The sequence below is a fragment of the Pseudomonas shirazensis genome (assembly GCF_014268785.2).
GTDB classification, from domain to species: domain Bacteria; phylum Pseudomonadota; class Gammaproteobacteria; order Pseudomonadales; family Pseudomonadaceae; genus Aquipseudomonas; species Aquipseudomonas shirazensis.
The window spans coordinates 1250334-1275704 of sequence record NZ_JABWRD020000001.1 but is presented as its reverse complement, the minus strand read 5'-3'; the positions used below and the strand labels follow the sequence as shown (position 1 = coordinate 1275704).

Sequence of the window (25371 nt, the reverse complement as noted above, 5' to 3'; positions counted from 1 at the left end):
TGTCATGGCCACTCCTGCGGACACAACCCAATCTTCCCCGGCTCCCGAAAATTCGCGCAAGCGCAAGACCTGGCTGCTGGCCGTGCTCTTGCTGGTGATACTCGGTGGCGCTGCTGCCTGGGCCTGGTACAGCCTGGTCGGGCGCTGGCACGAGAGCACCGATGACGCCTACGTCAACGGCAACGTGGTGGAAATCACCCCTCTGGTGACCGGCACCGTTACCAGTATCGGCGCCGACGATGGCGATCTGGTGCAGGCCGGCCAGGTATTGCTGCAATTCGATCCCGCCGACAGCGAGGTTGCCTTGCAGTCCTCCGAGGCCAAATTGGCGCGTACCGTGCGCCAGGTCCGCGGCTTGTACAGTAACGTCGACTCGCTCAAGGCGCAGATGCAAAGCCGCGCTGCGGAATTGAAGAAAGCCCGCGATAACTACAACCGGCGCAAGGTCCTGGCCGACAGCGGGGCGATCTCCCGTGAAGAAATCTCCCATGCCCAGGATGACCTGAGTTCCGCGCAAAGTGCCTTGGACAGCGCCCAGCAGCAGCTGAACACCAGTACTGCGCTGGTCGACGACACGCTGTTGGCCTCGCACCCGGAAGTGATGGCTGCCGCTGCTGATGTACGCCAGGCGTATCTGGATAACGCTCGCACGACCTTGGTTGCACCCGTTACAGGCTATGTTGCCAAGCGCACCGTGCAGTTGGGCCAGCGCTTGCAGCCGGGCACTGCGACCATGGCCGTGATCCCCCTGGATGAGGTGTGGATCGACGCCAACTTCAAGGAAACCCAGCTGCGCAATATGCGGATCGGCCAGCCGGTAGAGATCAGCGCCGACCTGTATGGCAGCGACATCAAGTACACCGGTACCATCGACAGCCTCGGCGCCGGTACCGGCAGCGCGTTTGCCTTGCTGCCTGCGCAAAATGCCACCGGCAACTGGATCAAGATCGTCCAGCGGGTGCCAGTGCGTGTGCAGCTTAACCCCGAGCAGCTGCGCGATCATCCGCTGCGCATCGGCTTGTCGACGGTGGTTGAAGTCGATCTGCACGATCAGACCGGCCCGACCCTGGCGCAACAGCCTCCGCAACAAGCCAGCTACAGCACACAGGTGTATGAGCGCCAACTGGTCGACGCTGACCGGCTGATCGCGCGCTTGATCCATGACAACAGCGCCGCAGGCAAGACGGCCCAGCGATGAACGGCAACGGGGCTGCGCAGTTCACTCCGCCAAGCCTGCTGCTGACCACCATTGGTCTGTCGCTGGCGACGTTCATGCAGGTACTCGATACCACCATCGCCAACGTCGCCTTGCCGACCATTTCCGGCAACCTCGGTGTCAGTTACGAGCAGGGCACTTGGGTGATCACCTCGTTTGCGGTGAGCAACGCGATTGCCTTGCCGCTGACCGGCTGGCTAAGCCGGCGTTTTGGTGAGGTCAAGCTGTTCATCTGGGCGACGCTGTTGTTCGTGATGGCGTCATTTCTGTGCGGGATCGCCCAGTCGATGCCTGAGCTGGTTGGCTTTCGCGTGTTGCAGGGGGTGGTCGCCGGGCCGCTATACCCGATGACTCAGACCTTGCTGATTGCAGTGTATCCACCGGCCAAGCGGGGGATGGCGCTGGCGCTGCTGGCGATGGTGACGGTTGTTGCACCGATTGCCGGGCCGATCTTGGGCGGCTGGATTACTGACAGCTACAGTTGGCCGTGGATTTTCTTCATCAACGTTCCAATCGGCCTGTTCGCCGCTGCCGTGGTGCGCCAGCAGATGCGCACGCGACCGGTAGTGACCAGTCGGCAACCGATGGACTACATCGGTTTGATCACCTTGATCATTGGGGTGGGGGCGTTGCAGGTGGTGCTCGACAAGGGTAACGACCTGGACTGGTTCGAGTCGTCGTTCATCATCATGGGCAGCCTGATCTCGGTGGTGTTCCTGGCCATCTTCATCATCTGGGAACTCACCGACCGCCACCCGGTGGTGAACCTGCGGCTTTTTGCCCATCGCAACTTTCGCGTCGGCACCATCGTACTGGTTGGCGGCTACGCAGGCTTTTTCGGCATCAACTTGATCCTGCCGCAATGGCTGCAGACGCAGATGGGCTATACCGCCACCTGGGCCGGGCTGGCCGTGGCGCCGATTGGCTTGCTGCCGGTGATCATGTCGCCTTTCGTGGGCAAGTATGCGCACCGCTTCGACCTGCGAGTGCTGGCAGGCCTGGCATTTCTCGCGATCGGCGCCAGCTGTTACATGCGCGCCGGCTTCACCAGCGAGGTGGACTTCCAGCACATTGCCCTGGTGCAGCTGTTCATGGGCATCGGCGTGGCGCTGTTCTTCATGCCGACCTTGAGCATTCTGCTGTCTGACCTGCCCCCGCAGCAGATCGCCGATGGCTCAGGCCTGGCGACATTCCTGCGGACCCTGGGCGGCAGTTTTGCGGCATCGCTGACAACCTGGATCTGGATTCGCCGGGCCGATCAGCATCACGCCTATTTGAGCGAGCACATCAGCCAGTACGATCCCGCCACTCGGCATACGCTCGAGCAACTGGGGGGCGCCAGCCCGCAGAGCTACGCGCAGCTTGAGCAGATGGTCAACAGCCAGGCCTACATGATGTCGACGGTGGACTACTTCACCCTGATGACCTGGGTATTCGCCGGCCTGATCCTGTTGGTATGGTTTGCCAAGCCGCCGTTTACGGCCAAGGCCGGGCCGGCCTCTGCGGGGCATTAGTTGTCAACTCAGGCAAGCAAGCGTTAGCCTTGTGCCATCAGTCGCCCAGGGGCAATCGATGGACAAGGTTATCGTGATTACCGGCGCCAGCCGTGGCATCGGCGCTGCTTCAGCGCGGCTTGCCGCTGAGCAAGGCTATCGTATCTGCATCAATTATCATGCTGACGATCAGGCAGCCGAGCGCATCCTTGCCGAGGTCCGCGAGCGCGGTGCCGAAGCGATTGCCGTGCGTGCCGATGCCAGTGTCGAGGACGAGGTCATCCAGCTGTTCCAGCGCGTTGACCATGAGCTTGGGCCGGTAACGGCACTGGTAAACAACGCTGGTACCATTGGCCCGCAGAGCCGCCTGGAAGACATGTCCGAGTTCCGCCTGCTCAACCTGATGAGAACCAACGTGGTCGGGCCAATGCTGTGCGCCAAGCACGCGTTGCTGCGTATGGCTCGTCGGCACGGCGGCCAGGGTGGGGCGATCGTCAATGTGTCGTCGTTGGCGGCGCGCCTTGGTTCACCTGCGGAGTACGTTGATTATGCTGCGTCGAAAGGCGCGTTGGATACGTTCACCATTGGCTTGGCCAAAGAGGTGGCCGGCGAAGGCGTGCGCGTCAATGGGGTGCGGCCCGGTTATATTCACACCGGCTTTCATGCGCTCAGCGGTGATGCCGAGCGCGTGCACAAACTTGAGGCAGGGTTGCCGATGGGGCGCGGTGGCCAACCAGAGGAAGTCGCCGAGGCGATTCTCTGGCTGCTGTCGGATAAGGCGTCCTACTCGACCGGCAGCTTTATCGAACTAGGCGGCGGGCGCTAGCCGAAATCCCCGTCATTCAGGACCGGCTTGCGATGGTGCTGACGCCGCCAACAGTTGACTGACGCGTTGGGCCAAGGTCTTAAGGTCAAAAGGTTTGAGCAGTATCTGCGAATCTCTCGGCAGTGAGTTGCCAGGCAGTCTCTGCGGGTCGTAGCCGGTGATGAAAAGCACGGGGGTATGGGGTGTCAGCTGATGGTAGGCGGCGGCAAGCTTATACCCATCCAGGCCTCCAGGCAGGCCGATATCAGTGATCAACAAGTCGGACTGCAGTCCATTTTGCAAAGCTGCAAGTGCGGCTGTGCCGGTATCGAACAGGCGCACGCTGTGACCGAGTTCTTCAAGCACTTCGCTGATCACCGTGCGCATGGCTGGCTGGTCCTCAACTACCATCACCAGCCGACCAGGCTGAACCGCTGCGACCCGTTGCAGTTGTGCTATGTCCTGCCCAGAGGCAGGGATAGGGATTTGATGGCGGGGCAAGTAGAGCTGGACACAGGTGCCTTTGCCCAAGTCACTGTGAATAATGACCTGTCCCCCGGACTGGCGCACAAAGCCATAAACCATTGATAGCCCGAGCCCGGTGCCATGTCCCTGCGGCTTGGTCGTGTAAAAGGGTTCAAAAGCACGCTGGATTACTTGCCTGGTCATGCCTGTGCCGTTGTCGGTGATTGCCACACGTACGTAATCGCCAGCAGGCAGATCAAGCCTCTGCGCCAACTCGCTGCTACAGGTGTAATTTTCACCGCTGATTTCGATCAAACCGCCACTGGGCAATGCGTCGCGCGCGTTGATACAAAGGTTGAGCAATCCACTCTCGAGTTGCGGCGGATCAACAAAAGTCAGCCAGAGGTCATCGGCGAAACGGCTGCGCAGTTCAATCGTATGGCCGATGCTTTGATTCATCAGATCGGTGAGGTCTGCCACGAGCTGATCTACCCTGGTCGCCTGTGGCAGCAAGGTCTGTTTGCGTGAAAAGGCCAGCAGCCGGTGTACCAGCGATGACGCGCGCTGCGCAGAACCATTAGCGGTCTCGAGCATATTTTCCAGCTCGGTGAAGCGGCCTTGGTCGATCCGTTGCTGAACTAATTCGAGAGCGCCAAGGACCGCGCCAAGCAGATTGTTGAAGTCATGCGCGATGCCGCCACTTAATTGCCCCACTGCTTCCATTTTCTGCGCCTGGCGCAGGGCTGTTTCAGCCTCGCGCAGGCGTTGCTGGTTGAGCACACGCTCGCTGACGTCATAGGCAAACAGGTACGCGCCCTGAATAACGTCCGCTGCATCGCGCAGTGCGTTAAAGCGCAGCTCAAAGTAACGCTTGCCTGCCCCCCGGCCAAATGCCTCGACTACGGTCAATCGCTCACCCGCTAGCGCGCGCTGCCAGAGCGGCATTATCAAGTCGCGATCATCGAGGTTTGCGGCCATGCTCTCGGGCATGTAGTGGCCAATTCGCGGCATTTGCCCGTAGAGATGGTGAAAATCCAGCCGGGCCTGGTGATTGATCGCCATCCACCGCAAGCTGCAGTCAATGACATGCACGTTGGCTATGCTGTGATCGACCAGTTCGGCAAACAGACGTCGTTCGGCTAAGGCCGCACTGGAGCTGAGCTCCAGCTGCTGATTGAGTTGCTGCAAAGCTGCATCGGCATGGCGTTGCTTGGTGATGTCTTTGAACAACACGGCAACCTGGTGGGAGTCTGTTGGCTCGATCCGAAAACAGGTAATTGCGAGGATTCTGCCTGTCGCGTCCAGCGTCTGCTCGAGCTGCTTTGGCTCACCGGAGCGCAAGACCTGGCCGTAGAACTCGACCCAGAAGTCCGCCTGACGGGGGGCCAACTGGCGAATAGTTCTGCCCAGTGGGTCGATCCCGGCATGGGTGAAGCAAGCTGCATTGGTCAGTACATGCCGATAGTCGCTCAGCGGGCCTGCCGGGCCGTCGAAGAATTCAATGATGCAACAGCCCATGTCCATGGTGTCGAAGACAAAGCGATACAGACTTTGCTCGCTTGACTGGCGCTGCGCGAGTTGTGCTTCAAGGGCGTTGTTGCGTTGCTGCAAGGCGTCCAGTTGCTGGCGGAAGGCACGCAGTTGAGGGTCGTGCATATGTGCATCCTGCGCTATGTATGACTGCGCAACTGTAGCTTGACTGGTCGGTCACCGCTAGAACGAGCGCACAATTCGCCCCAAGGTTTCCATGGCTTGCTCGGCGCTCGCATCCCATGGGCTGCCGTAGTTCAAGCGGATGCAGTTGCCGAAGCGCCGCGTCGGCGAAAAGATCGGCCCAGGGGCAATACTGATGCCTTGTGCGGCAGCCATGTGAAACAGCTTTAGCGCATCCATTTGCTCTGGCAGCTCAAGCCACAGGAAATACCCACCAGAGGGCTGGCTGACCCGCGTCTGTACCGGGAAGTAGCGCGCAATCGCTGCCAGCATGCTCGCCTGCTGACCCTCCAGCGCATAACGAAGCTTGCGCAGGTGACGGTCATAGCCGCCGTGCTGCAGGTAATCGGCGATGGCCGCCTGCGCAGGCATGGATGCGCACAGCGAGGTCATCAATTTGAGCCTCTCTACCTTCTGCGCAAAGCGCCCGGCCGCGACCCAACCAATGCGATACCCGGGCGCCAGGCTTTTGCTGAACGAGCCGCAGTGCATTACCAGGCCATCGGTGTCGAAGGCTTTGGCCGGTTTGGGCGCTTGCTGCGAGTAGTACAACTCGGCATATACGTCGTCTTCGATGAGCGGCACTTGATGGCGCCGCAGCAGCTCGACCAACTCCTGTTTCTTGTGGTCGGGCATGCTCGCACCGACCGGGTTCTGGAAGTTGGTCATGCACCACACCGCCTTGACCGGGTGCTTGTCCAGGGTCTGCGCAAGCACTCCAAGGTCCATGCCTTCCCGCGGGTGTACGGGGATTTCCACAGCCTTGAGCTTGAGCCGCTCCAGTACCTGCAGGCACGCATAAAACGCCGGCGCTTCGATGGCCACCAGGTCGCCTGGCTCGGTGACTGCCTGCAAGCACAGGTTCAATGCCTCAAGCGCGCCATTGGTGATCAACAGCTCTTCCATCGGCAACATCAGCCCGGCGACCATGTAGCGCAGGGCGATTTGCCGGCGCAGTTGCGGGTTGCCTGGCGACAGGTCGGTGACCGCCATGCGCGGGTCCATCGCGCGGCTGGCGCTGGCCAATGAGCGCGACAGGCGTTGCAGTGGGAACAACGCAGGACTGGGGAATGCCGAGCCAAACGGGACCGTGTTGGGGTCTTTGATCGAGTCGAGGATGGAAAATACCAGCCCGCTGACGTCAACCTCGGTTGACTCGCTGACTGGCGCCATGATCTGCGGCTCACTCATCTGCTGCGGCGCATGCACATTGACGAAATAGCCCGAGCGCGGTCTGGCACGGATCAAACCTCGCCGCTCGAGCAGGTAGTAGGCCTGAAACACTGTCGACGGGCTGACCCCGTGGGTCTGGCTGGCGTAGCGCACAGAGGGCACCCGCTGGCCAGGGCCGAGTACCCCGGAGCGGATCAGTTCAGCAATGTCATCGGCAAAGCGTTCGTAGCGTTTCATGGGCGGTCGGCAGGCATGGTGATGGCTCAGTGTAAGGGATCAGCGGTTCAACGGCGCGACGAAGCGGCTGCGCGCGCTGCTGCGAATGCTTGGCTCGTCGCTGTCCTGGATCTCGAAGGTCAAGTCCTGGGCGCTAGTGCTCGGGTGCTCTGCAAGCATCGCGACCGATACCGGCAGCTCGCCCATTTCGCCGGCGCGCAAGGTGAATTTGGTGCTACCGTGCAGCTCGAAGCCGTCCGCATCCACCAGGCTCAGCTGGTAGCGCTGTGGCTGCTGGGTCTTGTTGATGACTTTGAGCAAGTAGATATTCTCGATCTGGCCCAAGGCGTTTTCGCGGAACAAGCCGCGGTCCTTGATCACATCCAGCGACACCATCGACCGCTCCTGCAGGGCGAGCACCAGGGCGCCGATCATGAACACCAGCGCGGTTACATAGCCGAGCAGGCGTGGGCGCAGCCAGTGGGTGGAGCCGCCTTGCAAGGTGTGCTCGGACTTGTAGCCGATCAGCCCACGCGGGTAGCCCATCTTGTCCATCACCCCGTCGCAGGCATCGATGCAAGCGGCGCAGCCGATGCAGGCCATCTGCAGGCCTTGGCGGATATCGATACCGGTCGGGCAGACCTGCACGCACAATGTGCAGTCGATGCAGTCGCCCAGCTGCTGCGCGCGCGGGTAGCTGCCTTTCTTGCGTGGGCCTCGCGCTTCGCCGCGACGCGGATCATAGGCGACGGCCAGGGTATCCTTGTCGAACATCACACCCTGAAAGCGCGCGTAGGGGCACATGTGCATGCACACGGCTTCGCGCAGAAAACCGGCATTGAGGTACGTGGCACCGGTGAAAAACAGCACCCAGAACAGGGCAACACCCGTCAGCTGCAAACTCAGCAGCTCCTGCGCCAGGGGGCGGATAGGGGTGAAGTAGCCGACAAAAGTAAGCCCGGTAAGTACGGCAATCGCCAGCCACAGCGCGTGTTTCAAGCTCCGCCGGGCAACCTTGTTCACGCTCCATGGCGCCGCTGCCAGCTTGATGCGCTGATTGCGATCGCCTTCGGTGATTTTTTCGCACCACATGTACAACCAGGTCCAGGTACTTTGCGGACAGCTATAGCCGCACCAGACCCGGCCAGCGAACACGGTGATGGCAAACAGGCCAAAGGCGCTGATGATCAGCAGCGCCGACAGCAGGATGAAGTCCTGCGGCCAGAAGGTGGTACCGAATACATGGAACTTGCTGTCGGCAAGATCCCACAGCACTGCCTGGCGGCCACCCCAGTCCAGCCAGGCCGTACCAAAGAACAAGGCAAACAAGGCACCGGCAAAACTGATCCGAAGATTGCGGTAGATGCCGCTGAAGCTACGCGTATGAACGGCGCCGCCGCTGTAACCGCTGCCTCTTTGGGCTGCTGGGGGTGTTACCTCAATCACGTGGTACGGAATTTTATCGCTCATGTCGCGTGGCTCATCAGGCTTCAACAGACCCGGGCACTATGGGCCGGTGACTGTTTGCAGCACAGACTCAGCTAAAGCGATAAAAACCGTATCAGTTATCTCGTGGGCCGCGCCAAACCCTTAGATTACCGAGCCAGGCTCACTTGCCTTCAGATGCCTGCGGCTATCTACCGCACCGATAACAGTGAGCGCGTCAGCCTCCGCTTCGGTGATCGGTATGCGCTCCCCCGCAAGCACAGCGACGGACATGCGCAACTGCTCGTCAGTGACGATCTCGACTTCCGGGCCAGTGCCCTCGATCCGCAGCTTGTCGCCGATGAGCGTGCAGTGGCGACTGTTCTGGTCAACTTCTATAGGCATGTCAGCGTCCTCTGGGTGGTTGCTATTAGTGACCGCACGGTTGCCCTGGTTGCTGCATTGGCTGATCGAAACGGCACTTCGGCATAGGCTGAGGGGTCAACCGTCAACACGGGCAGAGGAGGGTGTTGATGGAAAGCGGCTGGGAGACGATTTTGGAGACTATCCAGGCCGAGTTTGCCGATGTGACCAATGTCGAGGAGGTCACACGCATTCTGGTGCGTTTGCTGATGGCCGCGCTGTTGGGCGCCGTGCTGGGCTTTGAGCGTGAACATCGCGGCAAGTCTGCTGGCGTGCGTACGCACATGCTGGTCTCCCTGGGTGCAGCACTGTTCGTGCTGGCGCCGAGTATGGCCGGCGCAGATGCTCAGGCGCTGAGCCGGGTAATCCAGGGCATCGTTGCAGGTATCGGCTTTTTGGGTGCGGGTACCATTCTCAAAGGCAATGGCAGGGATCCCAGCCACGTCAAGGGGCTGACTACTGCGGCGGGCTTATGGATGACCGCAGCCATTGGTACGGCTGCCGGGATGGGGCGGGAGGCGACTGCGCTGATCAGTACTATCCTGGCGCTGCTGGTGCTGAGCACCATGCCCAAGCTGGTAGACAAGGTCGAAGGAGGCAATGATCAGAAGCAGCGGGAAGAAGAGGGCTGATAGCACTGAGGGGAGCCGAAGCTCCCCTCAAATCGTTGCTGCCTGCTCTGTTGTTATTATTGAAGACTGGCCTTTTGTTGTTTTTGTAAGCCTGCCTCGGTGCTGCGAGCAACCCCCATGCGGGGTCAAGAGCAAACGTATTTTTTTGAGCGCTGACCTGCTTTCATCATGTTGATCCGACCGTGACTGTGGCTACCTGGAGGTAGTTTTGTTGTTCTGTGTCAGGCCGCGGGGTTAACCCCCAGGAAATCAGTTCTACTCCAAAAAAATCTGCTTGCTACGCCTCTGCCGTGTTGTTCTTGTTATGTCAGAGCCGTTACCTGTTGTTTTTATTGGGTGTCACGTTTTTGTTCTTGTTATGTCAGAGATATAGCAGGTGGCGTGCCAACTTTTCAAAACCCTTGAAAATCAACGGCTTGGCTATTTCCTGCGTCTTTTCACTGCGAGAAATTCTGTCGAATTGTTTCCCTGTTACCCGAATTTCCGCTGCGGAACGTGGGGGCGGTAACACCAGGCCCACACATTGATGACATTAGTGTGACTCATTGTGCGCTACGGGCCCGCGCGACACGCGAGCCTGTCGGTCGCCCCAGCACCTGGCTGATGCGCTGGCCGACGGCGATCAGCCGGTCGAGGTCTATGCCGGTCTCGATTCCCAACCCCTGCAGCAGGTAAAGCACATCTTCAGTGGCGATGTTGCCGGTAGCGCCCTTGGCATAAGGGCAGCCGCCAAGCCCGGCGACCGAGCTGTCAAACACCTGGATACCTTCCAGCAGGCTTGCGTAGACGTTGGTCAGGGCCTGGCCATAGGTGTCGTGGAAGTGCCCGGCCAGTTGTGCACGCGGCACCTGCGCTGAGACCACTTCAAACAATCTGCGTGTGTCACCGGCAGTGCCGGTACCGAGGGTGTCGCCCAGCGATACCTCATAGCAACCCATGTCATACAGCGCCTTGGCTACCGGAGCAACCTGCTCGGCGCTGACTCGGCCTTCATAAGGACAGCCAAGCACACACGACACGTACCCGCGCACCCGTACGCCATGGCTGCGCGCTGCCTCCATGATGGGTTCGAAGCGCTGCAGGCTGTCACTGATCGAACAGTTGATATTGCGCTGTGAGAACGCCTCGGTAGCAGCGGCGAATACCGCTACCTCTTTGACACCCGCAGCAACCGCGTCTTGAAAACCACGCAGGTTCGGCGCCAACGCTGCGTAGGTGACACCAGGACGATACTTGATCGCGCTGAAGACCTCGGCCGAGCCGGCCATCTGCGGGACCCACTTGGGCGAGACGAAACTGCCCACCTCGATGTAGGACAAACCGGCCTCGCTCAGGCCATCGACCAGGCGCACCTTGTCGGCGATGCTGATCGGCTGGGCTTCGTTCTGCAGCCCGTCGCGTGGGCCGACTTCAACCAGGCGAACGTGTGTTGGCAATGACATGGCAGGGTTCCTGTGGCGAGTCAGCACGTGCTGTCGGAGGGTTTGGGCGTGGCGGCAAGCGCTTGCTCGCAGCGCTCCTGAGCGGTATCCAGTTCAAGGTGCATCTGCTCGATATCAAGCATTTGCTGCTCCAGCTGCGCGCGGCGTTCGGCAATTTTCACCAGCATGCTGTTGAGCTGTTTGAAGTTGCCACCGCGCGGGTCGTACAGCTCGATCAGCTCGCGGCACTCAGCCAGGGAAAAACCGATGCGCTTGCCGCGCAGAATCAGCTTGAGCGTGACCTTGTCGCGGGCACTATAGATGCGCTCCAGCCCGCGCCGCTCAGGGCTGATCAGGCCTTGCTCTTCATAGAAGCGGATGGCCCGGGTAGTGATGTCCAACTCACGGGACAGGTCGGAGATGCTGTAGGTCTGGGTGCTCATGCTTGGGCTCGGAAGATTTATCCCGCTAAGCTACTGGGGCCTTGACGTTTACGTCAAGGCGTCCCGGCTTAATCAGTACTTGCCATGCGCACAGGTGGTTCAGTGCTAGCAGGCATGCTACAAACGAGGCTGATCATTTATAAATTGAATTCTGCGATGTCTATCAGCGTTAAATCGAATAGGGCGTTGTTCGATCTCGACTTGTTGCGCGCGATCGTTGTGGTGGCCGATTGCGGCAGCTTCACCACTGCCGCGGCGCGCTTGCACTCGACTCAATCGACCATCAGTCAAAAAGTCAGGCGGCTGGAAGAAATGGTCGGCCATCGCCTGCTGGTGCGGGGCAATCGTGATGTGTTGCCTACCGATGCCGGACAGACCTTGCTTGGCTATGCCAGGCACATGCTCGCGCTCAACGATCAGATGCTCGAAGCCCTGGCCGGCGCGATGGTCGGCACTACGGTGCGGCTTGGGGTGCCGGAGGATTTCGTCGGCGGGCGCACGACCAATGCGCTGTCTGACTTCAGCCGGCGCCATCCGCAGGTCAAGCTCGAGGTGACCAGCGGGCTGTGTCGCGACCTCAGCCAAGCCTACGACAATGGTGAGCTGGACCTGGTGCTGCTCAAACAACGGCGCAACAGCCGCGAAGGGGTGGCCTGTTGGCCCGAGCGCCTGCAGTGGATCGACAGTGCACGGCTGCCGGCATTCGAGCTCGATCCAATTCCTCTGGTGACCTTCCCCCCGCGTGGGCTGTACCGCGATGACATGATCAACGCTATCGAGGGCATGGGCCGGCGCTGGCGCATCAGCTTCACCAGCTCCAGCCTGAGCGGGATTCAGGCGGCGGTTGCTGATGGTATGGGGGTGAGCCTGCTGCCGCCGCGTGCTGCGACGGCTGAACACCGCGTACTGGGCACTGAGCACGGCTTGCCGGAGGTCGACAGCTACGAGATTGTCATAGTGCACAGGCCAACTGCCGAGCAGATGGTGCGCTCGTTGGCGCAGGTGCTGACAGAGCTTCTGATGGTTCATGCCATCTGACAGGCACGCAGATTGTCCTGTCAGCGAGACAATCAGTGCTGTTTACACCGTCTATTGCACGATTATCACCGCAGGTAAGCTTGTACCCAGTCAAAAAGGAGACCTCTCATGAAAGACATTCTGGGCGTTCATCAAGCCCCTGCCGGGCACTGGGTGGGCGATGGTTTTCCGGTGCGCAGCCTGTTTACCTATGACCAACTGGCTCGGCATATCAGTCCGTTTCTGCTGCTGGATTACGCCGGCCCGCACGAGTTTGCGCCCACTACCGCTCGGCGCGGCGTTGGCGAACACCCGCACCGCGGCTTTGAGACTGTGACCATCGTCTACCAGGGCGAAGTCGAGCATCGCGACTCCACGGGCGCCGGCGGTTTGATCGGGCCGGGGGATGTGCAGTGGATGACCGCTGCCGATGGCATCATCCATGAAGAATTCCATTCGCCAGCGTTTGCCCGCAGCGGCGGAGCACTGGAGATGGTGCAGCTGTGGGTCAATCTGCCGGCGCGGGACAAGCGTGCCCCGGCGGGTTACCAGACACTGCTGGCAGCGAATATCCCGGTTGTGCCGCTGGCCGACCAGGCCGGCAGCCTGCGGGTGATCGCTGGCGAGTTCGAGGGCGCCGCCGGGCCGGCGCGCACATTTACCGAGATGGACGTCTGGGATCTGCACCTCAATGCCGGCGCTGCATTGCAATTGCCGGTCGCCGCAGGGCGTAACGCTGCCATCGTCGTACTGCGCGGTAGTGTCAGGGTCAATGGCGAGCGCGAAGCGGGTCCGGCCAGCCTGGTACTGCTCGACCGCGCCGGCACCGGGGTTCATATTGAGACGCAGGAAGGGGCGGTATTGCTGCTGCTCAGCGGTGAGCCTATTGACGAACCGATCATCGGTTATGGGCCTTTCGTGATGAACAGTCAGGCGCAGATTGCCGAAGCATTCGACGACTATCAGGCTGGCCGCTTTGGGAAAATGGGTGGCGGACACGGCCCTGCGCACTGATCGCCAGTCATGGCCTGACCGCCCGTCGCGCCATGCCACTGGCAGAACGAACGGTCGCCGCCGCCCGATGATCTTCCACTAAGGTGCTAGTGGATTGCTGCGTATTGGATGTTCTGGCGAATGGACCGTCGCTTGAACGCGAGCAACATCGGCTGACGCCTCGCCCTAGACGGCGTACTCAAAGACAACAGGCCATCCCACGAAGAGGGTCGTACCATGTCGTTGATAGGTGTTTCAATGCTGGAAATGCGGCAAATCATCGAACAGGCCTGCCTGCCTGATCGGTGCGAGGTCAGTTGCCCTGACGGGGCCAGCCTGACCATCCGCCTGGGCGAGGGCCCAAGCCTTAAGGACTGCGTGACATTGACCGAGGTGCCGATCGACAGTATTAACAGCTGCCGCGATCTGGTTGGCTTGGTAGCAGAACTTCGCGCTCAACAACGGCAGGCTCAGCAGCCGATCGTGACCAAGCGGATCGCCTGATCGCTGGCCGTGTCGGTTACTGCAGTTCGACCAGCAGATTGATCCCGCCATCGCCGCACTTGCCGTGCTGGCGTACTACCCCGTGATAGCTGCGCCCGTCGAAGCTGAACGCCACACTGTGGGCGCTCTGTAACTTCGCCGGCAGCGGCGGCGAAACATGCAACCTGAGCGCTGGCGCACCTTGTAGGTTAACCGGGGCAAATTGCACGTGGCATTCGGCGCGGTGTGCCACGGGGCCAAACAGCGTGTCGCGGACGTAATCCAGCTCCAGGCAGGCACTGGCGGCGCGGTAGGTGCTTTTGCTGGCTGGGCGGTGCTCGGGTGGGCATTCGGACGCGGGCATTTTGAAGGCTCCTGAATGGCTTAGGCTTGTATCAGGATATTGAAGCTGGAGGCGGGCAGACGTTCATTTAATTGAACGTCTGTTGAGAATGAAGTGCGGTTTGGCATGTTGGGGCTGCTGAGCAGCCCCGTTGTACCTTCACTCAATCTGAAGAAATTCAGCGCTGCGGATTGAGTGTCAGGTGCACATGACGGTTGACGTCCTTGTACAGCAGGTAGCTGAACGGACCCGGGCCGCCGGCATAGCAAGCTTGCGGGCAGAACGCCCGCAGCCACATGAAGTCGCCAGCTTCGACCTCGACCCAATCCTGGTTCAGGCGATACACGGCTTTGCCTTCCAACACGTACAGACCGTGCTCCATCACATGCGTCTCGGCGAACGGAATCACGCCGCCGGGCTGGAAGGTGACGATGTTGACGTGCATGTCATGGCGCATGTCGGCCATGTCGACAAAGCGCGTTGTGATCCAGCCACCGTTGGTGCCCGGCATCTCGATCTTGGTCGCATTGTCGCGGTGGGTGACGAACGCTTCTGGAATATCCAGGCCTTCGACGCGCTGGTAATGCTTGCGCAGCCAATGGAAGGTGACGTTGGCCTTGCTGTGGTTACGCAGGCTCCACTCGGCGCCTGGTGGAATGAACGCATAACCGCCAGGAGCCAGGGTGTGATGCTTGCCCTGCAGGGTGATGTCGATTTCACCCTCGACCACGAACAATACCGCTTCGGCATTCGGGTCCAGCTCTGGACGTTCACTGCCGCCTTCCGGGGCAACTTCAACGATGTACTGCGAGAAGGTTTCGGCAAAACCGCTCAGAGGGCGAGCGATAACCCACATGCGCATCTTGTCCCAAAACGGCAGGTGGCTGGTGACGATGTCACGCATCACGCCTTTAGGGATAACGGCATAGGCTTCGGTGAACATGGCACGGTCAGTCAGCAGCTCGGTTTGAGCGGGGTGCCCACCGTGAGGGGCGAAGTAGGAATGGTTCGACATGGACAGTCTCGACTTGTTGTTCTCTCCCCGTGCCGGAAACCGCACCGGCCGGTGCGCCGCAGGGGATGCACGGACAGGATAGGGGCCGTGCACAGCCATCCACAAATTAAATGTTGAAATACCCGCTATTCGATTACTAAATACGCACCTTGCGCCCTGCGTGTTGTTCCGGCAAGCGATCACCCTGGCCGAACAGCTTGTGACGCAGAGTGCCTTCCGCGTAGGCCAAAGGGTAGCGGCCGCGCCGCTGCAGCTCCGGAACCAGCAGCTCGACGACATTGCTCAAATCATCCGGTTGTACGGCGTAAGTGAGGTTGAAACCATCGACACCGGTCTGGTCGATCCAGCGCTCCAGTTGGTCGGCAACCTCGCTGGCGGAGCCGATCAAGACTGGGCCGCGCCCGCCAAGGCCGATGAATTCGGCAGCTTCGCGCACCGTCCACTGCCGGCTTGGGTCGGCTGCGGTAAAGGCGGCCAGGGCTGCGCGACCCGCATCATTCTCGACGTATTCAATCAGCGCATCCGGATCGAGGCCGGCGAAGTCGATGCCGGTCCAGCCGGACAGCAGTGCCAGGGCGGCGTCGAGATCTACATAGCTGCGGTACTCGGCAAAGCGCGCCTGCGCTTGTTCTTGGCCGTCCGCAACGATCAACAGCGCCTGCGCGTAAATCAGCACCTCGCCAGGGCCGCGTCCTGCCGCAGCGCTGGCCTGGCGCACGCCCTCGGCATAACGGCGCAGCACCGTCGGCGTCGGCCCGCTGATGAATACGCACTCGGCGTGCTCTGCAGCGAAGGCCTGACCGCGCGCGGAGGCGCCGGCCTGGAACAGCACAGGCGTGCGCTGCGGCGAGGGTTGACACAGGTGCATCCCAGGGACCTGGAAGTGCTCGCCGTGATGGCCAATCGGATGGACCCGCGAGGGTTCGATGTAGCGGCCCGATTCGCGGTCCAGCAATACGGCATCGTCATCCCAGCTTTTTTCCCAGAGCTTGTACAGCACCTGCAGGTATTCATCGGCCAAGTCATAGCGCTGGTCATGGCCCAACTGCCGAGCCAGGCCAAGATTGCGTGCAGCGCTGTCCAGGTAGCCAGTGACGATATTCCAGCCGACCCGGCCATTACTCAGGTGGTCCAGGGTCGACATGCGGCGGGCGAACGGGTACGGGTGCTCGTAGGTCAACGAGAAGGTCACGCCGAAGCCCAGATGCTCGGTGACCCCGGCCATGGCCGGGACCAGCAGCAGGGGATCGTTGACCGGGACCTGCACGCCACCACGCAGGGCCGCTTCGGGCCCGCCCTGGTAGACGTCGTAGATGCCCATGACATCGGCAATGAACAGCGCGTCGAACAGGCCACGTTCAAGCAGACGAGCCAGGTCAGTCCAGTAATCCAGCCGGTTGAACGCCACGCTGGCATTGCGTGGGTGGCGCCACAGCCCGGGGGACTGATGACTGGCGGCGTTCATGCTGAAGGCGTTGAAGCGAATCGGGCGGGGCATGCGAGGCGTTCCTTGGCGTCAGGGCAGGACGGCGGTCGGATACACCGCGTCAGCTACGTTCAACTTGTGCGGGATCAGCCCCAGGCCCTGGAAGGTGTCGGCCAGTTTTTGCTGTTCGGCAACGATGGCTGGGGTAATCGGCACGGCGTTGTAGTTGCGCCGCTCGCTGGCCACTTCCAGCACTTCGGGCTTGATCCCCAGTTGCGGGGCCAGCAGGCTGGCGACTTCGGCTGGCTGGGCATTGGCCCACTGGCTGACCTTGGCCAGCTCGCTGAAGAAGGTCTTCAGCCATTCGCGGTGCTGGTCGGCAAAGCTTGCGGTGGAGAGATAGAAGGTCCGGTTGTTGGTCAGGCCGCTGCCATCGCGCAGGTTTTTCAAGCCCGGTTGCTGCTCGGCTGCTGCCAGGAACGGGTCCCACAGCGTCGAAGCCTGCACGCTACCCGATTGCAGCGCGGCGACGGCATCGGCGGCGTTGTTGACGTATGCCGGGGTAACGTCCTGATAGCTCAAGCCAGCTTGCTGCAACGCGACGGCCAGTAGGTATTGGGCATTCCAGCCGCGGCCAGTGGCAACTCGCTTGCCCTTGAGCTCCTGCACGCTGGTGATGTGATCCTGTTCGCGTACCACCAGCCCAATCCCGCGCGGGTAGGGCTGTTCAGCCGCCAGATAGACCACAGGCTTGCCAGCGGCCTGGGCGAACACCGACGGTGCATCAGCGGCGTGACCCAGGTCGATCGCACCGGTGCTCAGCGCTTCTAGCAGTTGCGGACCGGCGGCGAATTCGTGCCAGCTGACCTTCACGCCCTGTGCAGCGAGCGCCTTTTCCAAGGCGCCCGTGCCCTTAAGGATGTTTACGCTGTTGAATTTCTGGTAGCCGATACGCAAGGTCTTGGCATCGTCGGCTATGGCTTGTGACCAAGGCAGTATGGAGCTGACTACACTGGCCAGCAGGCCGCCGAGCAAGAGACGGCGAAGAGTAGAAAAGGCACGGTTGGACAAGGCGGGTGCTCCTGAGCGAAGGCTGGAATGTGGGCTCCAGCGTAAGGGAGGCGGCTCAGGGCTTTCAATTTTTTAATTCCATTTTGTTAGATTGTTTTGTTCTTTTTATATCCTTTTGTGTTTATAGGGTTTGAGCGTTATCCCTTGTGTTTCAGCTCTGCGACCAGCACTAGCGATTGCGGCACGGGATTTTGTGGATGCTGCGGTTCCCGTAGTTGGAGGAGGGTTAGTCCGGCCATGTCCAACGCCGCGAGCCAGCTTGTCAACGTGCGCATATACCACGGCATCGGCTTCCAATCACCCTCGAACCCAGCGAAGGATTCTTCACGCCAGCCATCTTGATAATCACCGTTGGCGGCGCTCCATGGGTGTAGCGACTGGATCACCAGCACGCCGCCCGGAGCCAGTAAGGTGGTCATCGCGCTCAGCAGCGGGATGATGTCCTGATGAAGCAGTGCGAAGTTGGCGCAAATCGCGTCGTAGCATTTGCCCAGTCCCACATCGCCGCTGGCGAGTTGTTCGTAGCTGCAGTGGTGGACGGGTGATGAGCCGGCTGCGCGTGCGGCCTCGACCAGGGTTGAGTCGCCATCCACGCCTACAGCTTCGATACCCCGAGCAGTGAGGGCGCGCAACAGCCATCCCTCACCGCAGCCGAGGTCGAGAACCCGCTGTGGCTGGCGTGACAGGATGGCCAGCAGGATCGCTTGATCGGTGACCTGGCGGCGGCTTTCGATGCTGCCACTGCGCACGGCTTCGATCCAGGCGTGGGCGTTGTCATGCCAGCTTTGCTGGAGGCGGGTTGCAGGGTCAGGGGAGGGCATGGCTGGCTCCGGCAGTGACAGATAGGTACAAGCTTAGGCGGTGCACTGGGCCCAATGACATCGATACTTCATCCGACCAGCCAGCCGCTGTCGCCCTCGATCAGCGTGCCGCCATGGTCAGTGGTGTCCCCAAGTCGCGCCACGGCCTTGCCTGCGATGGCATAACTTGGCGAGCCGCTTGCAATGACGGCGCCGCAGCTTATGCGGTCGCCAACACAAGCAACCTCGCGCCCGCCGACCATTGTCGCAGAGGTGCCCGAGACCACTTCGCCGGTGCCGTGAATTGGGCAGTTATGTTTGTGGCCGATCAGCACGATGGGTTTCATCGGTGGAGGACTCCTTGTCTGTAGTGGACTGGTTGCCGGGCTTGGCTCGCCTACGGGTAGCGCGTGGTTTTTTCGCCGGCCGCTGGCCCGGGCGGATGGCCCAAAGATGGGCGTTCTGACGCAGGCGTTCCTGGATATGAGGCGGCCTGTCGGCCAAGGTGGTTAGCGGCGGGATGGGTTTACCGGGCAGTCCTGCTTCGCGGATGATCTTTGGCCAGCGCGGCTTCCAGCACAGCAGCAGGCTTAGCCAGTGGCCCAGGCCGATGATGAGGAAGGCGGGCGAGATGAGAACAAGGCCTAACTTGATGATCTGCGAAGAATGCCGGAAGTAATGGCTAAGGCCCTCGAACTGCGGAGTGAATGCCTGCCATGGCCAAGGGAAATGTGAAGTGATGCGTGGGCGGGGGAGGCCCTCAGGGCCTTCGTCCATGAAACGGCGGATGAACTCCCATTCGGCCTGGATTTCATGAGGGTTAGTGGAAACTTTCCCGATCCATACAATTTCCGGATATAACATCTTGGTAGTTTGGGATGACCAGAAGAGAGAAAGCGTGAGAGCTCCGCCGTTGCCGCCTGGTGCCGCCGATGATGTAATTCCGTGCCATGGTAAGGTCACCACGCCACCGCAGTATAAAGGACGGTGGAGGTGGACCTGGCCGGTGAGTCTGTTGAATCGAACCAGTAAGTGCCGCGAGGTGAACATTTCCAGGCGCGTGATTTTAAGCCCATATTTAAGATATGCTGCTGTATAGCAGGAGGTGAGCGCCAGAAAAAATGTCACCAAAAATAATGCGTGACCATCAATGGTGCTGTCGACGTTAGCGATGCTAGAGATCAATTCAGTTGCGTAGTGTGCTGTGGCCACAGTGCCTAATATGATCAGAGCGATCACCATAGTTGAAAGTATGCTTATCAGCCCCCGTTTGTCTTCGGAAGCTCCAGCGCGAGCCTCTAAGATGTGATCTGAATATTTATATACAGGGCCTCTCATTTTTGGCCTGCTGCTGGCTTTTTGCCGTGCCGCTTGAACATCCTTCTCTTCATCAGAAGCGTAAACCAGCTGTGATGCGGATTCACTGTTTTTGGCTTTGGGGTCAGTGCTATGTGCTCGATCAATTAAAAGCATCCACATCTGCCATTCAATAAGATACATTACATATCCTCGTGTGCAATGCTGAATAGCTCTGAGAGCTCTTCGTGGTCAGTTTCATAGCCCCTATCTACTGCGTCAATTCTAAAGCAGCATCTGCTGCACCATTTTTCGAGAGCGTTATCATCAATGATCACGATTAGCGCTGTAGCTGCGAGAATTACCCATCCACCTCTGAATATCATCCTGCTCAGCAACAAGTTTGCCGCTCTGTTGGCGGCGAGCTGGGCTGAAAGCTTTACCATTACTTGCAAAAATGCTCTTTTCTGTCCTGTATTTCTGAGTGCGAGCCATTCAAATAAAGGCCCAGCTTGTGCGAATGCAGCGCCTGCTTGGCCCAAGATCAAGGCGGATGTCGCCCCGGCTCTTATGGCGTAAGCGGCGGTTAAACTTGTTCTTCTGTTTTTGGAGGATGTGGCACCTCTACTTGTATTGATCACATCTGCTACGTCCAAAGCAATGCTTACAAGCCCACCAGCACCGGCTAAGGCCGCGCCCCATATTCGATACCGCCCCAGACTGATACTCGCTCCCCTCGCCGAGGCACTCCTCCGGCCAAGAGATGCCAGTGCCTGCTCTGTCCCCACTGCCAACAGCTCCATCCCCGCCGCCGCACTCGTCAACGCCCCCGCAGCCACCTCGCTCCAGAACCGTCGATTCTTATCTTCTCGCCTGCCTTGCAGCAGCAACAGACTCGCTTCCAGCAACAGCAGCGCGCTGCTGACCCTCAGGCGGTAGAAGCTGTTGCTGTGCGCGCCGCTCAGGCTGTCGACATAGGCCTGATCAAGCCGGCGCATGATCGGTGCGGCAACGCGGCCCGGTGAGGGGGTGTGGCCGGCTTGGGCGTGTTCGGCCATGCGCAGGTTGAGGGCTTGCTCACCCAGCGAAGCAGTGAGGAGGGTTACCAGACGCCGATGCAGTGCTCGGTCCACAGCGTTGGGCGCACCGGCGCTCAGGGCTTCACGCCCTAAATGACCAATCCAGGCCAGTGCGCCGGCAGTATTGACGTGACCGTGTTGGGCTAACTGCTCCAAATGGCCGTCGATTGCACTGAATTGCGCCGCCAGTGCCTTGGCTTGTTGCAGTGCGGTTTCCAGTTTTTGCCATTCGTCCGCTGGCCCGTGGAAAATGCGCAGATCGCTTTGGGTCTTTGCCAGTACCTCGGCAACCGATTTCTGATTGAACACATAAGCGCGCATGGCCAAGTTGCTCACTTCAACTTCGCCGCTTTGCCACCAGCGGCTGAGCAATTGCGCGCCTTTGACGGTGCCTTCCATACCCAGCACGCAGAGGCCGGTCTGGTGCGCAAAGCACAGACCGCTGGTGAGATCTTCCTGATCATAGAGATCCAGCGCTGCAAGCAGTCTGGGATGCTGCAGCCACATCAGGTGGTACCTGCGCAATTTGTTTCAACGCTCACTGTCATAGCGCTCAATTCCCTGATCGGGGGAGGGAGTTTGTGCCGAGGCGTTTGTCTCATTCCGGCTAGAAGCTCCGGCTGGCGATAACGCGGAATCGGCCTTGGGGCGACGGCGGGGGTTCCGTGGTTTTTTCGCCGGCCGCTGGCCCGGGCGGATGGCCCAAAGATGGGCGTTCTGACGCAGGCGTTCCTGGATATGAGGCGGCCTGTCGGCCAAAGTGGTTAGCGGCGGGATGGGTTTTCCGGGTAGCCCTGCTTCGCGGATGGTTTTTGGCCAGCGCGGTTTCCAGCACAGCAGCAGGCTTAGCCAGTGGCTTAGGCCGAGGATGAGAAAGGCGGGCGAGATAAGAACAAGGCCTAACTTGATGATCCGCGAAGAATGACGAAAGTAGTGGGTAAGCCCCTCGAACTGCGGAGTGAATGCCTGCCATGGCCAAGGGAAGTGTGAGGTAATTCGTGGGCGCGGGAGGCCGTCAGGGCCTGACTCCATAAAACGGCGGATGAATTCCCACTCGTCGTGCATTTCAGATGAGGTGTTGCACATCTTGCCGACGAAAGCGAACTCTGGGTGCAAAGTACCGGTTACGCTGACCGGCCAGTGGAGGCTTAATGGAATACCCATCCCTGCAGCATTGGATTTCAAGTTGATCCCGGAATAAATAACACCCTCCCAAGGCAAAGTGACAATACCTCCGCAATAACTTGGTCTATGAAGATGGACCTGCTGAGTCGTGCGATTGAATCTGATTAGCATGTGCCGGGAGGTGAACATTTCGAGGCGGGTAAAGCGCAGGCCGTACTTCAAGTAAAGATACCCTCCTGCTAGCGTAAGAAAGCCTAACGCTATTATTAAAAGTACAGTACTCCAGTGCTGCTCTCCGGTGTTTTCCAATACGGCGTTAACGTGTTCAATGGAAAGTGTGACAAGGATGTACAAGAAACCTGAAAGCACCCGTACGACGGTAGCCGTCAGAATGGTGAGCAATCCTCTTTTGGCTTCCCACAGACCGCAGCGAAGCTCCAATACATGATTGCTACAGGCGAAGACTGGACCTCTTGTCCTAGGTGTAGTGCTTACACTTAATCGGGAAGCGATATGTTCTTCCGTGATATCGCTCTCGTAAGGAGCGTTTCGCGGTTTTTTATGTAGTTGATCACTCGCGCTGTCATTTCTTCTAGCGGCTGGAGTTTCCAGCATGCCCTGCCACGACAACCATTCAAGAAAATACATTACAGCACGCCTTGAATGGCGTTAAATAATTCCGAAAGCTCTTCGCCATTATTACCGAACCTCTTCCCGTCGATTCGACTGAAGCAACTCTTGACGCACCATTTTTCTAATGCATCCTCATCTAAAATAAAAATCAGGACGCTTGCAGCTATCACAACAACCCCACCTATCCAGATCATTCTACCAAATAGGAGAGTGGCACCTTGATGAGAGGCTACGCGTGTAGATAGTCCGGAAAGATAATTAAAGAGGTCTGCAACTGATGACGCCTGCCGGGACATCGCCCGCCATCTAAAGTAGGCGCTGGCTTGAGCAAACGCCAATCCACCCTGCCCTGCTAGCATTGTGGAAGTCGCAAACACTCGGGCTATGTATGCGCTGGACAGCAGGTTTCTTCTCGAGCGGGGTAGAAACAGCTTGTCAGTTACCTGTAAAGCATCATCTATATCCCACCAAATACTCACGAGCCCGCCAGCGCTTGCCATAACCGCTCCCCAAAACCGGTAACGTCCCAAGCTGATCCTTGATCCACGCCCAATCGCGGAGCCGTTACCAAACTCGCCAAACACCTTCTCTGTCCCCACCGCCAACAACTCCATCCCCGCCGCCGCACTCGTCAACGCCCCCGCAGCCACCTCGCTCCAGAACCGTCGATCCTTATCTTCTCGCCTGCCTTGCAGCAGCAACAGACTCGCTTCCAGCAACAGCAGCGCGCTGCTGACCCTCAGGCGGTAGAAGCTGTTGCTGTGCGCGCCGCTCAGGCTGTCGACATAGGCCTGATCAAGCCGGCGCATGATCGGTGCGGCAACGCGGCCCGGTGAGGGGGTGTGGCCGGCTTGGGCGTGTTCGGCCATGCGCAGGTTGAGGGCTTGCTCACCCAGCGAAGCAGTGAGGAGGGTTACCAGACGCCGATGCAGTGCTCGGTCCACAGCGTTGGGCGCACCGGCGCTCAGGGCTTCACGCCCTAGATGACCAATCCAGGCCAGTGCGCCGGCAGTATTGACGTGGCCATGTTGGGCTAACTGCTCCAAATGACCGTCGATTGCGCTGAATTGCGCCGCCAGTGCCTTGGCTTGTTGCAGTGCGGTTTCCAGTCTTTGCCAGTCGTCCGCTAGCCCTTGGAGAATGCGCATATCGCTCTGGGTCTTTGCCAGTACCTCGGCAACCGATTTCTGATTGAACACATAAGCGCGCATAGCCAAGTTGCTCGCTTCAACTTCACCGCTCTGCCACCAGCGGCTGAGCAATTGCGCGCCTTTGACGGTGCCTTCCATACCCAGCACGCAGAGGCCGGTCTGGTGCGCAAAGCACAGACCGCTGGTGAGGTCTTCCTGGTCATAGAGATCCAGCGCTGCAAGCAGTCGCGGATGTTGCAGCCACATCAGGTGGTCGCCTGCCCGAGCATCAGCCTGGCGTTGCGCTTCGCGGCTGACGGTCTCGAACCAGCCCAGCTGAACGTGCATGGCGGGCAGATCGACCCTTGGCAAGTAGCGCTCTTCGAAAGCCTTGGCAAACTCGCCAGTGGCAGCACGCGCCTCGAGATCCTTGCGCTTGAACTGCGCATCAACTTCAAGAATGCCTTCGCGTGTCTGCGCCCACCATTCGCGGGTTTGACCGGGCGGCAGGCTTTGTTCGCCGTCTGTCAGGTACTCACGCAGGGTCTGGGTATGGCGGCTCAGCAGGGCGCCGACCTTGCGCTCACTGAACTCGGCGTGCAGTTGAGTGAACGCTTGTGCCACCAGCACCTTGCGCTCGTTGCTGATCCCCGGCTGGTCTGGTTCCGCGCCGGGCGTGGTGGTTTCCAGCCAGCCTTTGAGGTGTTCCAGGCCCGCGTTGCGCCAGGCATTGAGATCCTGGGTAATGCCGATCGCGTCCTCGACCACGATGGCGATACCTCGCGGCGTATCGCTGTTTGGCTTTGGCTTGAGCATCTGCCGAGAGGCCACCAGCGACATGATCTTCGGCGTCGAAGATAGCTGTGCGTCAAGCATCTTGCGCAGGTCTGGATCGTTCTCTGCGGCGAAATCGGCCACCAGGTCGAGTTGACCGTAAGTCAGTACATGGGACTCAGGGACTGAGCAGGAAGGGGCGGCATACTTGGCCACGTTCACGGCCGGCAAGCTGGAAGCCTGGTGGAACAGCCGCATCAGCGTAGCTCTGCTCAGTGGGTCAGGGCTGTAGAACAGCCGCAGCCCGACCAGGTCATCCACATCGTGGATAGTCAGAGCCCATGCCAGGTTGCGCATCACGTCCTGCGCCGTCAGCGAGGCCGGCGGGGCTTGCCAGGGATCATCGAAGCTGGTGATGGCCAGTGAGCCATCTGCCGAAATGCGGAACGGGTCAAGAAATAACAACCTGTTGCCTATTCGGCGAGCTTCCATGACGTAAAGGAATCCTTCACGCAGTGGCCGTATCGCGTAGGCAGCCTGAGCCAAGGCGCCAGCCTGATGCGCGTGATGCAGGTTGTCTGGCAATTGCGGCAGGCGCTCGCGCAAGCCGGAGTTGCCGCCGACGGCGGCGTAGCGCAGCGGGAGAATGGTGAAAGTGCGGGTGCAGCTGACTGCAGGGCCTGCGGCTAGCGGCACGCTGAGGGCGTCGCAGGCAGCCTGATTAATAGCGAAGAGCTTGTCCATGCTGATCATGGTGGCGT

23 protein-coding genes are annotated in these 25371 nt (G+C 59.8%); 7 read left to right on the top strand and 16 right to left on the bottom strand.

Annotated elements, in window-relative coordinates; translation table 11 throughout:
• The first annotated feature begins 4 nt into the window (after positions 1 to 4).
• Genes HU736_RS05480 through HU736_RS05470 form a run of 3 tightly spaced genes read left to right on the top strand, consistent with a single transcriptional unit; the run spans position 5 to position 3535 of the window.
• Positions 5 to 1198, top strand: coding sequence for an HlyD family secretion protein (locus HU736_RS05480; protein ID WP_186700989.1), 1194 nt, complete (start codon positions 5 to 7; stop codon positions 1196 to 1198).
• Positions 1195 to 2730: a DHA2 family efflux MFS transporter permease subunit gene (locus HU736_RS05475; RefSeq protein WP_186700990.1), complete on the top strand. Its 1536-nt coding sequence runs from the start codon at positions 1195 to 1197 to the stop codon at positions 2728 to 2730. The genes HU736_RS05480 and HU736_RS05475 overlap by 4 nt, the downstream gene beginning before the upstream one ends.
• A gap of 58 nt (positions 2731 to 2788) precedes the next feature.
• Complete coding sequence (locus HU736_RS05470; protein WP_181107549.1) at positions 2789 to 3535, top strand: SDR family oxidoreductase; 747 nt, start codon at positions 2789 to 2791, stop codon at positions 3533 to 3535.
• Positions 3536 to 3547: 12 nt separating this feature from the next.
• Here the strand turns inward: HU736_RS05470 and HU736_RS05465 are convergent, their stop codons facing one another.
• From HU736_RS05465 to HU736_RS05450, 4 genes are all read right to left on the bottom strand, one after another.
• Positions 3548 to 5635 (bottom strand): PAS domain-containing hybrid sensor histidine kinase/response regulator family protein, encoded by a 2088-nt coding sequence (locus HU736_RS05465; protein WP_186700991.1) that lies wholly within the window; start codon positions 5633 to 5635, stop codon positions 3548 to 3550.
• Between the two features lie 57 nt (positions 5636 to 5692).
• Positions 5693 to 7102, bottom strand: a complete 1410-nt coding sequence (gene mapR, locus HU736_RS05460) for a GntR family transcriptional regulator MpaR (protein ID WP_186700992.1) — start codon at positions 7100 to 7102, stop codon at positions 5693 to 5695.
• Between the two features lie 39 nt (positions 7103 to 7141).
• Positions 7142 to 8551, bottom strand: a complete 1410-nt coding sequence (ccoG, locus tag HU736_RS05455; RefSeq protein WP_186700993.1) for a cytochrome c oxidase accessory protein CcoG — start codon at positions 8549 to 8551, stop codon at positions 7142 to 7144.
• 120 nt (positions 8552 to 8671) lie between these two features.
• Positions 8672 to 8911 (bottom strand): DUF3203 family protein, encoded by a 240-nt coding sequence (locus HU736_RS05450; protein ID WP_103437523.1) that lies wholly within the window; start codon positions 8909 to 8911, stop codon positions 8672 to 8674.
• 128 nt (positions 8912 to 9039) lie between these two features.
• On the opposite strand from HU736_RS05450, the gene HU736_RS05445 reads away from it, so the two are divergent.
• Complete coding sequence (locus HU736_RS05445; RefSeq protein ID WP_103437522.1) at positions 9040 to 9561, top strand: MgtC/SapB family protein; 522 nt, start codon at positions 9040 to 9042, stop codon at positions 9559 to 9561.
• A gap of 542 nt (positions 9562 to 10103) precedes the next feature.
• Here the strand turns inward: HU736_RS05445 and HU736_RS05440 are convergent.
• Positions 10104 to 11003 carry a hydroxymethylglutaryl-CoA lyase gene (locus HU736_RS05440; protein WP_186700994.1) on the bottom strand — a complete coding sequence of 300 codons (900 nt, stop codon included), beginning with the start codon at positions 11001 to 11003 and terminating at the stop codon, positions 10104 to 10106.
• Between the two features lie 20 nt (positions 11004 to 11023).
• Positions 11024 to 11425, bottom strand: a complete 402-nt coding sequence (locus HU736_RS05435) for a MerR family transcriptional regulator (protein ID WP_103437520.1) — start codon at positions 11423 to 11425, stop codon at positions 11024 to 11026.
• 156 nt (positions 11426 to 11581) lie between these two features.
• Between HU736_RS05435 and HU736_RS05430 the strand changes: the two genes are divergently transcribed.
• The 3 genes from HU736_RS05430 (at position 11582) to HU736_RS05420 (ending at position 13939) form a co-directional block, all read left to right on the top strand.
• Positions 11582 to 12463 (top strand): LysR substrate-binding domain-containing protein, encoded by an 882-nt coding sequence (locus HU736_RS05430; RefSeq protein WP_101319788.1) that lies wholly within the window; start codon positions 11582 to 11584, stop codon positions 12461 to 12463.
• Between the two features lie 108 nt (positions 12464 to 12571).
• Positions 12572 to 13456, top strand: coding sequence for a pirin family protein (locus HU736_RS05425; RefSeq protein ID WP_186700995.1), 885 nt, complete (start codon positions 12572 to 12574; stop codon positions 13454 to 13456).
• A gap of 216 nt (positions 13457 to 13672) precedes the next feature.
• A complete protein-coding gene (locus HU736_RS05420) occupies positions 13673 to 13939 on the top strand; it encodes a DUF1652 domain-containing protein (protein ID WP_186700996.1) in 267 nt (88 codons plus the stop codon).
• Positions 13940 to 13955: 16 nt separating this feature from the next.
• On the opposite strand, the gene HU736_RS05415 is transcribed toward HU736_RS05420, so the two are convergent.
• From HU736_RS05415 to HU736_RS05370, 10 genes are all read right to left on the bottom strand, one after another.
• Entirely contained in the window at positions 13956 to 14282 is a 327-nt protein-coding gene (locus HU736_RS05415) for a hypothetical protein (protein ID WP_186700997.1), read from the bottom strand.
• Between the two features lie 157 nt (positions 14283 to 14439).
• Positions 14440 to 15276, bottom strand: a complete 837-nt coding sequence (locus HU736_RS05410) for a bifunctional allantoicase/(S)-ureidoglycine aminohydrolase (RefSeq protein WP_103437516.1) — start codon at positions 15274 to 15276, stop codon at positions 14440 to 14442.
• Positions 15277 to 15412: 136 nt separating this feature from the next.
• A complete protein-coding gene (locus HU736_RS05405) occupies positions 15413 to 16774 on the bottom strand; it encodes an LLM class flavin-dependent oxidoreductase (RefSeq protein ID WP_186700998.1) in 1362 nt (453 codons plus the stop codon).
• An 18-nt stretch (positions 16775 to 16792) separates the two neighbouring features.
• The gene (locus HU736_RS05400) at positions 16793 to 17773 is read right to left on the bottom strand and encodes an aliphatic sulfonate ABC transporter substrate-binding protein (protein ID WP_186700999.1); all 981 of its coding nucleotides are present in this window, start codon (positions 17771 to 17773) and stop codon (positions 16793 to 16795) included.
• Positions 17774 to 17910: 137 nt separating this feature from the next.
• On the bottom strand, positions 17911 to 18594 hold the full coding sequence (locus tag HU736_RS05395; protein ID WP_186701000.1) for a class I SAM-dependent methyltransferase: 684 nt from the start codon (positions 18592 to 18594) through the stop codon (positions 17911 to 17913).
• A 68-nt stretch (positions 18595 to 18662) separates the two neighbouring features.
• The gene (locus tag HU736_RS05390) at positions 18663 to 18920 is read right to left on the bottom strand and encodes a PAAR domain-containing protein (protein ID WP_103437512.1); all 258 of its coding nucleotides are present in this window, start codon (positions 18918 to 18920) and stop codon (positions 18663 to 18665) included.
• Positions 18886 to 20073 (bottom strand): DUF6708 domain-containing protein, encoded by a 1188-nt coding sequence (locus tag HU736_RS05385; protein WP_186701001.1) that lies wholly within the window; start codon positions 20071 to 20073, stop codon positions 18886 to 18888. Before HU736_RS05385 ends, HU736_RS05390 begins: the two co-directional genes overlap by 35 nt.
• A complete protein-coding gene (locus HU736_RS05380) occupies positions 20073 to 21455 on the bottom strand; it encodes a hypothetical protein (protein WP_186701002.1) in 1383 nt (460 codons plus the stop codon). The genes HU736_RS05385 and HU736_RS05380 overlap by 1 nt, the downstream gene beginning before the upstream one ends.
• A 24-nt stretch (positions 21456 to 21479) precedes the next feature.
• Entirely contained in the window at positions 21480 to 22721 is a 1242-nt protein-coding gene (locus HU736_RS05375) for a DUF6708 domain-containing protein (RefSeq protein WP_186701003.1), read from the bottom strand.
• The gene (locus HU736_RS05370) at positions 22721 to 25363 is read right to left on the bottom strand and encodes a T6SS effector BTH_I2691 family protein (protein WP_217862377.1); all 2643 of its coding nucleotides are present in this window, start codon (positions 25361 to 25363) and stop codon (positions 22721 to 22723) included. The genes HU736_RS05375 and HU736_RS05370 overlap by 1 nt, the downstream gene beginning before the upstream one ends.
• Between the last annotated feature and the right edge of the window lie 8 nt (positions 25364 to 25371).